This window comes from Massilia frigida (genome assembly GCF_011682175.1).
Classification (GTDB): Bacteria; Pseudomonadota; Gammaproteobacteria; order Burkholderiales; family Burkholderiaceae_D; genus Telluria_A; species Telluria_A frigida.
Genome location: NZ_WHJG01000008.1, coordinates 59,550 through 71,229, shown reverse-complemented (window position 1 = coordinate 71,229; position 11,680 = coordinate 59,550). Strand labels below are relative to the sequence as shown.

Here is an 11,680-nt window from a genome sequence, read left to right as displayed (position 1 = left end):
GTCAGCCGAATTTCTTGTAGCAGTAGCCAGCCAGCGCGCCCATGGCCAGCCAGAAGGCGGCGTTGGCCAGCAAGGTCGCGTACAGGAAGCTGCGCGCCAGGTCGGGCGGTGCACTGCTCGAATGGACTGCGGGCTGGGGCGATCCGACCAGGTGCGGCACGAACAGCAGCAGCGCGCCAGCGATCCTGAGCGGCCAGTTCCTGGCGAAGACCAGCAGCGCCAGCCCGCCGGCGCTGGCCATGACGGTAGCGGTCCACCACATCTGGCGCGCCAGCAGGGGCGCCGCGACGGTGCCGGGCAGCTCGGGCGGCAGGCCGACCGAAGGCGCCACGAAGAACGCCGTGTAGCCGGCCGCGCCCCACAGCAGGCCCGCGCGCCAGCCGCTCGCGCCGCCATGCAGGCTGATGGCAGCCGCCAGCAGCAGCGCGAAGCCGACGCCCGCGCTGATATTGGCTACCGCCGTGTAGAAGGTGCGCTCCAAGCCGTCGTCCGGCTGCCAGCCGCCATGTTCATGGGCGCCCTCTTGCGCGTGCTCGTGCGGGGTGGCGTCGGCGTGGCTGTGCGGTGCGGCCACCTCCAATGGCTTCGGCGCGGCGCTCTCGAACACCTCCGCCTGCAGGATGATGGGCGCCACTTGCAGTTGCTGAACGCCGGTCAGCAGCAGGCCGGCCAGGACGCCGGCCGCCGCTGCGCTGGCGAGAATGCGGTTGAAGGTTCCCAGGCCTGCTGCGGGCGCGGTACGAATCAGTGGCATGGGAAGCCGGCCGAGTGGCGGCTGTCGTGCGCGGCGTTGTGCAGCGCTTCCATCGAGGCGAAGCCGGCGCCGAACAGCAGCACGGCGCCAAGGCTGGCAGCGCACATGGCTTGCACGATGCGCTCCTTGATGGCGGCAAACGGGACTTGTTCATCGGCGGTGGTGATGACGCTGCGGATCGACGACATGGCATTCCTTCCTAAAGCACTGCGCATAGAGCCTGGCCAATGCAGACGCGCGCGTCTTGCCATGGCCGGCAACCGGGGGCTTGTACGGGGAGAAGGAACATAAGATGGGATGCGGAACGCAGCGATCCACCTGGATCGCCCTCCGCGATACAAACGACTTACCGCTTCGGCTGGTTTCCGGGCTGGCGAGTGGTGGGGCAAACGCCCTCTTCCCGGATATGCGCCTTCCCATGCTAAGCACAGTGGCATCATGCACATCCTTGACTCGCTTACCGTTGCGGGGGCAGCGCCGGCTTTGCCTCCTTTGGAGGATCGCACCGGCTTCCCATTTAATCCGGCAAACGATCGTTTGCCAGAACCAGAAGCTTGACTACCGGCGAAGTATAGGTCTGGACTATATAAAATGCAAGGTTGTGCGTATCGGGCGGGGACTTACCAATCGCGCCATTGCTCGGTGATGTCCTCGTCGGCTTCCAGGCCGGCGTCCTTGGCGATCAGGAAGATGATGTCGCACAGGCTTTCGCGCTCTTCGGTCTCGATCATGCTGGCGCGTTCATCGAGCGCATTGAGGGCCAGGACGACGCGTTCGACTTCTTTCATGATCGCGGCCGGGGCAGCGGGTTTGGGGAGCTTTTCCATGGCGGCGGCGTAGGTGTCGAGAATGCTGGCGCATTCGTCGATCTCGGCCTGGGTGTACGGTGCTTCGCTAGCCGGGTCTTCGGCGCAGCGCCGCATGTAGGCAGCCATCTCGCCTAGCAGGCGGGCGCGGATCGAGGCGATGCTGGGATTGGGATGCATGGGGCGGCACTCCTGCATGGTTTTGGGAGTGCCAATGTAGCATGAAGCGGCGCGCCGCCGCGCCACCTTACTCGCTGAATTCGATGTCCATCTGCTTGCCGTCGTAGCAAAATGTCATCTGCTCGCCCTCTTCATCGCGGATTTCCAGCACACCGCCGGCTTCGACGAACGGCCCGAGCGTGTCGAACAGGCGAATGAGCCAGTTGGTAATGATGTCGATGTCGCCGCCATCGATCAGCAGCGCGCCCTCCTGGCGCTGGCTGGTGAAACCGATCGATTCAAGGAATGCCGGGAAATCGCGTTCGGCGCGTGCGCGCTCGGCGAAAAAGGAGTCGCAACCTTCGAACGATGTGCGAATCGCGTTGAACGCCGCCGGTTGCCTGGCGTTCCTGATAACGATGCTGGCATCGTAGATCCATGCTGCAGTACTCACTTGCACTCCCGTTTCGTCAGAATGGCCATCGCGGTCCATGCGCAGCCAGGATCATATTTCCTGACGACAGTTTTACATGCCGTTCAAAAACTGTCAAAGCGTCGATGCGGGGCGTTGTTTTCAGAGCTTGGCGGCGGGTCACGGAAACACGAATGACTTGACCAATGTCAGCTCTCCCGGCGCGCGCAACGGCACGCGGACCACTTCCTGGCGCTCGTTCGGCGAATTTTCGTTGGTGATGATGGCCACCTGCGCGACCGTCAGGATGCCGGTGTCCTGGCCAGCGCCGTAGTAGTTCACATAGACGTGGTAGTTCCCTTTCGGCGGTGCGGCGCTGGAAAAGATCTCCGGCCCGTAGCCGGTGGTGACGTCGATATCGAGCGCACCGCCGTTGGGCATCACGCGGCTGCCGTACCAGGAATGTCCGCCGTCCGGCGCGACCACGTGCAGGTCGACGTCGGTGCCGGGACTGTCCCACGACAGCACTACGCGCAGGCGCGACTGGGTCTTGCCGGCGTACGAGTCGAGGAACTGGCTGCGGCTGCGCGCCTTGCCGTCGGGCGAGCGCACCTCCACGCTGTTCGAGCCGCGCCCGAAAGCATACGGCCGCGCGAAGCTGCCGTCTTCCTGGACCGCCATCGGCATCGCCACGCCGTTGACGACCAGCGTGGCCGGCTTGTCCTTGGCCTTGCCGGCGATGCGGCCGCGGATTTCGGCCGTCGGGCTTTGCCCCGCCTGCACGCTGACCGACGCCGCCGGATAGTTCACGTCCTGCGTGTACGCTTCCTTGGCGCCCTTGGAATTACGCCAGCCGCTGTTGGGCGAGTCGATTTTTACCTGTGCCAGGGCGGCGGTGGACAGCAGCAGTGCGGGTATCAGCAATAGTTTCATGATCAGCTTCGTAGTATTCATTGACTCATTTCGAGGCGAGTATCGACAAGGCGCCGCGCCAGCTGTTCGACCAGCGCTTCATCCTGCCCGCGCGGGTGATTGCGCAGACCCAGATGCAGGAACTCGTGCGCCAGGGTGATGCGGTCTTCGCGGCTGGCCAGGCCACGCACATAAATCCGGTTGCGCGACTGCTCCGAATACGGTGTGCCGCGCGCCAGCTGGCACACCGCCGGCAGCGCAGACGGCTTTTCGTAGCCCGCTTCCTTGCGCAGTACGCGCTCCCACTGCGGTAGTTCGCGCGCCAGCCACGCTTCGGCACCGGCCAGGCGCACGCACTGCTGCGAGTCGCCGCCCGAGAGCGTGGTCAGGTCGGCGCGCGGATAGGCCGACGCCAGGATCTGGTCGAAACGCAGGCCCTGCCCCGCCTGCGCCACGGCCTGGCTCCACGCCATCGTGTCTTGCGAGGCCGTATCGGCGTGATAGCGCACGTTCACCCCGGACAGCACCAGCTGGTCGGTCCAGTTGGCGATGGCGCGCGCCTCCACGCTGGCCGGCTGCGGACTAACGCGCTGCGTCGCGCTACTGTCGGCAATGCGCTGGCAGCCCTCGGCCCACTGCGCGTTCTGTTGCAGGTAGGTGCGCGCCGCCACGGCCAGCGCCTTGGCCGCCTCCGGCGCGCCGGTGCCGCCCTCGCGGTCGATCACGCGCGCCACGTAATCGTTGACGCCGAAGCGCCCCGTCAGGCGCGTGCGGCCCTGCGCGTCGCGCGCCAGCAGCATGTCGTTCTGGCTGAAAAACGCCAGGCTGCGGCCGTTCTCGAAACGCACCTGGTAAGGTCCGTTCAACAGTCCCGGCACGGCGGCGGTCCGCCCGGCCGCCACGCTTTTGATCGGATAGCGCGCAAAATAGTCGATTACCACGCAGCCCGCATCGGCGCGCGGTGCCGCCGCCGGCAAGGTATTGGCCAGGCGCGGCGCCCATTTTTCCAGGATGCGGCTACTGGTGTCGGCGCCGCCGAACCAGAGCGGCGTGCCGTCGGCCAGCCAACCGGCCGCGCCGCCCAGCCGCTCGCCGCTGCGCTGCGGATGGTGCCACGAGTAGGTCTTCACGCGCAGGCGGCTGCCGAACCAGCTGGCCGTGTTGACGCCGCGCGCACCCAGCACCACGTGCAGCAGCGCCGACTCGGCCTCGGCCCGGCTGGCGGCCGGAATGGCTGCCAGCGCCACCATCAGGCTGCGCAGGCTGACCAGGCGTTCCGGTGCCAGTTGCGCGGGATCGGCGAGCCAGGCGTATTCTCCGGCAGGGGCGCGTCCCAGTACCTCGCTCCAGTATTGCTGCCACAGTCGGCGCGTGAGCATCAGCCGCGCCGGCGAAAAGAACAGGCCGCACGACTGCGCCAGCGCCAGGTCGCGCCCGATGCTTTTGCCGGCGGCGCAGCAATACACTTCCTCGTTCTTTTGACCGCCGCAGGTGTAGTCGGGCGTCGCTACCTTTTTGTCGATCGCGTACACATACACAAACAGCTTCCACAGGCTGCCCAGCGGAACCTGGCGCGCGCCGTCGAAGGCGGCACGGCGGCTCGCGCCATGCTCGTCCAGCTGGAGCGCGGTAAGCTGGCCGTCGCGCCACCACGCCACGTCGAGCGTGGCCGCCTGCACCAGCGGCGCCGACATCGCGAGCACCAGAGCCAGGCCGCGTGACAGCATTACTCGACCTGCAGCGTGCGCATGGTCTTGCCCTCGCCTTCCAGCGCCTTGTTTTCGGGCTGGTACATGCGGTAGTAGCGCGCCGGCGGCAGCACGTAACTGCCTTTTTGCGCAAAACGCAGCAGGTGGCGGACCTTGAGCGGTTCGGCCAGCGGTTCGACCGGCACCACATAGCCTTCGCGCCGCGACTCATGGCGCGCAGCTTCCAGCGCTGTCTTCTTTTCGCCGGCGAGGGTCATGCCCCAGGTGGTCGCTTCGACCGATGCCCCGGGCGGCAGCGCCACTTCCAGCAAACCGTAGCGGTATTTGGCGCCGGCGGCGGGGGTGAGCGTGATTTCATCCATGTACAGCGCGTCGGTGCGCAGGGCTTCGCCGTTCTTGACCGGCACCGGCGTGAAGTCCTTGTCTTTCTGCTCCATGCGCATCAGGCGCCGTTCGATCTTCACCGGCAGCGTATGCGTTTCGGCGACGCGGCTTTCGTACTGGATGATGGCGACGGTGTTGGCCGGCGGCGCTTCGGCCAGTTGCAGCTGGTTTGGTGCGCCCTTGGCCGGCTGCCAGCGGAACAGCGCCTGGCCGAGCGGGCTGGCGCTCTTTTGCCAGGTGCCGCTCAAGGCCACGCCGGCATCCTTCGCCGCCGGCGGGCCGCCCAGCTTCTTCTGCACCCATACCAAGGTCAGTGCACGGTCCAGGGTCGCCATGTCGGCGCTCACCGCGCCCAGCACCGCGTCGGCCTGGCTGGCCGGCAGTTGCCCGCCCAGCATCAGCAAAGCTTGCGCCAGCGGCGCCGGATTGGCGCGCAGCGTGGTCCAGGCGGCGCCGATCCGCTCCTGCAATTCGGGCGGCATGGCCACCCCGTCGTTGGTGGCGACGACCGACAGCAGCGCCAGCGTCAGCGCCTGCGAATTGCCGCTTTCCGCCGTCAACAGCATGCTGCTGGTCGGGGCCAGCGCGGCCGCCTTGGCGTCGAGCTTCGTCTTGGCCAGTTCGTCGGCCAGGCCGGAAGCGAGGGTCTTGACCGGCAAGCCCATTTCCTGCGCCAGCCACAGGGTCAGCGCGCGGTGCAGCACCGGCTCTTTCAGGCCTTCCTTGCCGTACATGGCCAGCAAGCCTTGCCAGTGCTCGGGCGGCATCTCGATGCGCAGCGCGCGCGCGGCATACCAGTCGGCGTAATAGGCGTACGCCGTCATCAGCGAGTTGCCGGCCGTGGCGTTGCCCCACCAGCCGAATTGGGCCTCGGGGCCGGCCATCGACACCAGCCGCAGGCGCTGCGCCTGCAAGGTGTTCAAAAGACGCAGCTGGACCGCGCCGGCTTCGGGGCCGAGGTTCTGCAATCCCAGCGCCAGCGGAATCAGGCGGCTCGACGTCTGCTCGACGCAGCCGTACGGGTACTCGATCAGGTCATCGGCGATGCGCGCGAAGTGGCTGGCCGCGCCGCTGGCGAACGAAACGCGGATATTGCGCGCGTCCGCCGGCAGGCTGAGCGGCACCGTGGCGCCGGTCAGCGGCACGCTCAGGGTACGCGGGCTGCTCCACGCGGCAGGCAGCGCCTGCACGTCGGTGTCGAGTGCGTCGACCACCTTGCCGCCCTGTTTGACTTCCAGCCGCATCGGGCCAGTGCTTGCCGCCAGCGGGAACTGGACGTAGTTCACACCGCGCCGGGCGGTGATTTTCTCGGTCTTGACGACGGTGCCGGCGGTGAGCGTCACTTCGATGGCCTGTTCGCTGGCGGTCTGGTTGAACACCGCTACGGACGCCTGCGGCGCGTCGCCGGTCCGCATCCAGTCCGGCGCGGTCCATTTGGCGAAGAAGCTCTTGTCCGAGCGCAGATAGGCGCTGCGCTGGCCGACGCGGCCCTGCGCATCCATCGCGCGGCCGGTGATGCGCCAGCGCGTCAGCGCGTCGGGCATGGTGAAGGTGACGCGCGCGCGCCCTTCCGCATCGGTCTTGAGCGCGGGCGCCCACAGGGCCGTATCGACGTTGTCGCGGCGCGGGCGTTCCAGCACTTTGACGCCACGCTCGTTATAGTTGTGGCGCGCGGGAGCGCCGGCGCTGCGGCCGGCCGCCAGGTCGTAGCTGATGAATGACAGGCTGGCCGTGGTGCGCACGTTGTTGCGGCGCGGGTGATAGAAGAAGTCACCGATGTCGGGTGCGATTTCCGGTTGCAGCACATAGATCATTTCATCGACCACGCCGAGCGTGACCAGCGTCGATACCGGCTTGCCGTCCATCTGCGCGGTAACGTCGATGGTGACCTTCTCGCCCGGTTGATAGACTTCCTTGTCGGTCTTGAACTGCAGCGCGATGCGCGGTTCGACGATCTGGATGCCGGCGTTCTGGAACACGAAGTCGCCCTTGCGCGTGTACGCCACCGAGAACGTGATGTTCGGGCCGTAGTCGTCCTTGACCGGAATGCGCACGCGCCACTGGTTCGGCGCCACGCGCACCGGCTTGATCCAGTCGGCGCCGGCGGTCAATAGACCGACCTGTTCGACCTTGTCGCGCTCCAGCGTCAGCAAGGCCTGCTCGACCGGGTCGGCAAAGGTGATCAGCGCTTCGGCGGTGTCGCCGGCGCGGTAGCGTTCATGGTCAAGCACGATCTCGATGCTGCCCGGCGTGGCGGCCAGGCCCTGGCCGCTGACCCAGTGGCTGGTACCGCCCACCAGGTTGTTCTGGGCGTCGCGCAGGCTCAGTTGATACGAGCCGGATGCGGGGAAGTTGACGTCCCAGGTCGGCTTGGCGGCGTCGAAGGTGCCTTCCGTCCTGGTCTGCTTTTCGAGCTTGATCATCTCCCAGCGTACCGGCTTGGCGCCGGCGCTGCCGTCCGCCGCCACGTCGAAGCGCACCGTCTCGCCAGGGCTTGAAAAGCGGCGCTGCGCCTTGAGCGTGTACTGGCTGGCGGAACGTTCGATCATCAGTTCGGTCGTGCTCCTGACGCGGTAGGCAGCGCCGTCCGAGGCCAGCACGGTGAGAATGTAGCGCGACGGGTCCTTGGCCTGCGGCAGCACGAAGTCGACATTGCCCTTGCCGTCGCTGACCAGTTCCTGGGTTTTCAGTTCGACCGGGAACGCGCCGCTGTAGCGCAATTCGCCTTCGACCATGGCGTTCTTCTGGGCGCGCAGGGTCAGCGACAGGCTGGCCTTGGCGACCGGCGTGCCGTCCGGGTAGCGCAGCTCGATGCGGCCCTTGACGTCCTCGCCGGTCTTGAAGTCGGCCTTGGCCGGAACCAGGTTGATCTCGAAGTGCGGCTTGACGTAGTCGGCCACGCGGAAGGCAGCGCCGTACTGAGTGTCGCGGTAAGTGAAACGCAGCTCGTAGCCGCCGGCACCGGCGTTGTCCGGCAGGCGGAAGTGGGTGTCGCTGCCGGTCTCGCCACTCAGTTGCAGCGCCTGCGTGAGCAGCGGCGTGCCGTTCGGATCAAACACCGTGAGCGACAGCGGCGCGCTGGCCGCTGCCTGCGACGCGCGCGCTCCCGTGAATTCGCGGCCGATGAATTTGACGTTCACTTCATCGCCCGGCCGGTACAGCGGGCGGTCGGTGACGGCGTACACCTTGGTGTTGTAGATTTCGCTGTCGTAGTAAAAATTCTCGGACACGAACACGCCGCCGCTGCGGTCTTCGCCAATCACATACGTGTGTTCGGGACTGCCGCGATCGAGCGAGACGACGCCGTTGGCGCCCGTGCGGCCCGATTGCAGCACGCCACTGCCGTCGGTCCAGGTGACGTCGACGTCGGCGACCGCCGCGCCGTTATCGCGGCGCGCGGCCCACACCAGCATCTGGCTGGCCGACACCTTGGTGATCGCCATCGTATCGGACACGAACACCAGCGTGGTGGCGCGGTGCTCGCCGATGATCGCCTCGACCAGGTACAGGCCGGGCTTGCGCTGGCCGATCGGGATCATCACGTTGCCGGCGCTGCTGGCGGTGAATTCGCTGCTCGAACCTTCCATCTTCAAGCCGGCCGGCGGCGTGATGATCTGCGCCTTCCAGACCGGATAGCGGAAGCGGTCGACCAGGTCGTAGCCCTTGAGCGGCTCGTACTGCGGCTGCTGGCGGAACGCCACCGGGCGCGTGATCGCGTCGCTGGTGGCCAGCTTGGGCTGGGCGCTGGTGACGGCGGTGCGCGCGTCGTTCGAGAACAGCTTGCGCCAGGCCATGCGCGACTGCTTCCACCAGCGGTCCCACAGCATGGTCAGGGTATTGAGCAAGCCCTCGCCCTTGTAGTTGCCATTGACCTGCACGCGGTGCAGGTTGCGCTGCTTTTTCAGGAATTCGAGCGGTTCGGGCACGCGGTACACCAGCACGTCGACGCCGCCGTACTGCTCCAGGTTCGAGCGTGCATAGTCGCGTCCCGGCACTTCCAGGCGCACCTTGGCCACGTCGCCGCTGCCATAGGCCGCATCGGACAACAGGAAAAAGGGTTCGCCCTTGAAGGTGCTGTAATTGCTCCCCCCTGGCGCGGCGCTGGCGCCGGCCGGCTTGGCTGCGGTATCGGCCGCTTCGGCTTCCTGGGCTGGCGCGAGCGCGGGCATCAGGCCGCACACCAGCACCAGCAGCGCCAGGGCGCGTGTGATTGGATTGTTCATGTTAAAAACGCCAGCCGGAACATGCCGGCAAAGTTGGGATTGTCGACCGCTGGTTGCCACCGCGTGTCCTTCCAGGTTTTGAGTTGTGGGACATCAACGGTACGCAGTCCGTTGTCGTTCGGTGTGACGGTGCCGGTGTGGTAGGCGATGCGCGCTCCCATCCACACCATCAGGTGGTGCTCGTCGCCCTGGTCGAAGAACAGCAGGTCGCCGGGCTGCGCCTGATTCAGGTCGCGTCCGATGAAGCGGCTGTTGTTTTGAACCAGGCCGATGGCCGAGACGTAATGCCCGACCGTGCCGCCGGTCTGCACCCAGCGGTTGCGCAAGGCTTGCTGGGCCGGAGTAAGTTCGAGTTCGGGCGGCAGCTGGCCATCGCTGCCGATGCCGTTGGCGCGCATCCATTTGGCGTCGTGCACGGTCAGCGCTTCGTTCACGGCGAAGCGCACCAGGCCCGCACAGTCGCGGTGCTGCCAGCGCGGCGACGGGCCCTGCTCCATCTGGGCGTTCACGATGCGCAGCATCCAGGCCTGGAAGGCGCGGCTCTGCGCCTTCGACAGTCGCGCCGGCATATCGGGCGCCGGCGCGCCGGTGAGCGCGCGCCCCCAGGGCAGTACGGCGCTGCCGGCGGCAAGGGCAAGCAGGTGGCGGCGAGTCGGCGACATCACTTCTCCAGCGCCTGCCATTCGACCGGTTGCCAGCCCATGCCGCTGGCGGGCAGCGACTTGAGCACCAGCCGGTACGGCGGATATTTCTTGAGCGCGTTCAGGCGCGGCACCAGGTGCGCGTCGGCGGCGGCGCGCAGTACCGGCTCGCGCGCGGACGGCAGCGCATCGAAGGCTTCCTTGCGGATCAATTCCGCCAGCGACGCGGGCGCGATCAGGCCCACCGTGCGCGATGGGTCGTTCAGGCGGTCGGCAATCGCCGGGGCCTGCTTGCGGCTGACCGCCAGCGCCTGCTCTACCAGCTTGCGGTCGGGTGAAAACAGCACGGTCTGGCCGCTGACCGCCAGCGTCGGATGCTGCGCGCCGATACCGGTGGCGACTTCGCGCTGCCACAGGGTGGCGCCATTCGGGCCGGCCGGCTTCTCCACCGCGCCGCTTTTCTTGTTGCCGATGGCAGCCTTGAACAGCGCGCCGTAGGGTTCATCGCTGCCGCCAGGCTTGCGGGTCGCTACCACCAGCGGCGTGTACAGGCGCGAGCTGCCATACCAGCAGACCGCGGCCGGGCCGCTCAGTTGTTCGGTCAGCGCGGAAGCGTCGACGTCACCCAGCACCGGCTTCATTTCTGCCCAGTTGGCGGGCAAGGCGAAGCAGGCGGCCGGATTGTGCGGCAGGACCGGCCACAGGGCGCTGTTGTCGTAGCCGCCGGCGGCCAGCTTGCCGGCGTCGACCAGCGCGCGCGTCTGCCACTGGCCTTTGCTGAAATCGAAGCGCAGCGCGTCCAGCGCGCCGAAGAAGGGCTGATAGCCGAACGCCAGCACGTCGGCCTTGACCGCCACGCTGTGGCCATCGGTAGGCTGGGCGTCGAGATGGAACTGCTGGCGGAATACTTGCTGCTTTTTCGGATCGGCAGCCAGCAGGCCGGCCACCGTCGTTTCGGCCTTGCCGTCAGCCTTGCCGTCGGCGCCGAATACCATGCCCGGATCGGACAGGATCACCATGCGCGTGCCGCGCGCGGCAATCAGCAAGGTGCGTTTATGGGCATAGTTGAGCGCATATACCGGCACCTTGTCGCCGTCGACCCGGATCTCGCCGGCCAGCTTCATCTGCGTGTCCTTGAGCGCGACCTTGCCGGCCTGTTCGAGCATGCGCGTCATGCTGTTGCGCGAGACGGCGATGGCGAAGTATTTGAGCGAACCGTCTTCCTCGCGCCACAGGGCCACGTCGGCCGGCTCGTCGAGCACCATGCGGATCATCTGGTCGCCCCAGCCCAGTTCATGTTCGTAGGCGATGCGGCGTAAAGTGCCTTGCAGGCCCAGCTTGTCGCCGTTCTGCTCATAATAAAACACGAAGTCTTCGCGCAGCACGTCGCGCGCCAGCGGGATGGCGAGCAGGTCGCGCGGCAGCGACGACAGGCTCCTGGTTACGATCAGCGCATCGGGCTGCGACAGGTCCAGGTTCAGGGAGTGGCCATGGTGCAGGCGCTTCCAGCCAAACATGGCGTAACCGGCCACGGCGGCCACGCACACGGCGAGGCCGGCGGCGATGATACCCAACTTTTTCTTGTTCATAGTGTGTCGATGGTGACTGGCGACAGTCGGAATGATGTTTTTCGCATAATAGCGAAGAGTATCATTTTCATGTCATGAAAGAAAGGAAACA

General features: G+C 66.5%; 9 protein-coding genes and 1 riboswitch. All 9 genes read right to left on the bottom strand.

The window, feature by feature from the left end:
- Position 1 precedes the first annotated feature (1 nt).
- Positions 2 to 754 (bottom strand): CbtA family protein, encoded by a 753-nt coding sequence (locus F2P44_RS10435; RefSeq protein ID WP_167086642.1) that lies wholly within the window; start codon positions 752 to 754, stop codon positions 2 to 4.
- Positions 745 to 942 carry a CbtB domain-containing protein gene (locus F2P44_RS10430; protein ID WP_167086641.1) on the bottom strand — a complete coding sequence of 66 codons (198 nt, stop codon included), beginning with the start codon at positions 940 to 942 and terminating at the stop codon, positions 745 to 747. Before F2P44_RS10430 ends, F2P44_RS10435 begins: the two co-directional genes overlap by 10 nt.
- A 151-nt stretch (positions 943 to 1,093) precedes the next feature.
- Positions 1,094 to 1,320, bottom strand: a riboswitch (cobalamin riboswitch).
- Between the two features lie 54 nt (positions 1,321 to 1,374).
- Positions 1,375 to 1,740: a hypothetical protein gene (locus F2P44_RS10425; protein WP_167086576.1), complete on the bottom strand. Its 366-nt coding sequence runs from the start codon at positions 1,738 to 1,740 to the stop codon at positions 1,375 to 1,377.
- 67 nt (positions 1,741 to 1,807) lie between these two features.
- A complete protein-coding gene (locus F2P44_RS10420) occupies positions 1,808 to 2,173 on the bottom strand; it encodes a hypothetical protein (RefSeq protein WP_167086640.1) in 366 nt (121 codons plus the stop codon).
- A 138-nt stretch (positions 2,174 to 2,311) separates the two neighbouring features.
- Complete coding sequence (locus F2P44_RS10415) at positions 2,312 to 3,085, bottom strand: YfaP family protein (protein WP_167086639.1); 774 nt, start codon at positions 3,083 to 3,085, stop codon at positions 2,312 to 2,314.
- On the bottom strand, positions 3,082 to 4,770 hold the full coding sequence (locus F2P44_RS10410) for a DUF2300 domain-containing protein (RefSeq protein WP_229423489.1): 1,689 nt from the start codon (positions 4,768 to 4,770) through the stop codon (positions 3,082 to 3,084). The genes F2P44_RS10415 and F2P44_RS10410 overlap by 4 nt, the downstream gene beginning before the upstream one ends.
- Entirely contained in the window at positions 4,770 to 9,359 is a 4,590-nt protein-coding gene (locus F2P44_RS10405) for an alpha-2-macroglobulin family protein (RefSeq protein WP_167086638.1), read from the bottom strand. The genes F2P44_RS10410 and F2P44_RS10405 overlap by 1 nt, the downstream gene beginning before the upstream one ends.
- Complete coding sequence (locus F2P44_RS10400) at positions 9,356 to 10,021, bottom strand: DUF1175 family protein (RefSeq protein WP_229423488.1); 666 nt, start codon at positions 10,019 to 10,021, stop codon at positions 9,356 to 9,358. The genes F2P44_RS10405 and F2P44_RS10400 overlap by 4 nt, the downstream gene beginning before the upstream one ends.
- A complete protein-coding gene (locus F2P44_RS10395) occupies positions 10,021 to 11,589 on the bottom strand; it encodes a DUF2138 family protein (RefSeq protein WP_167086636.1) in 1,569 nt (522 codons plus the stop codon). The genes F2P44_RS10400 and F2P44_RS10395 overlap by 1 nt, the downstream gene beginning before the upstream one ends.
- Between the last annotated feature and the right edge of the window lie 91 nt (positions 11,590 to 11,680).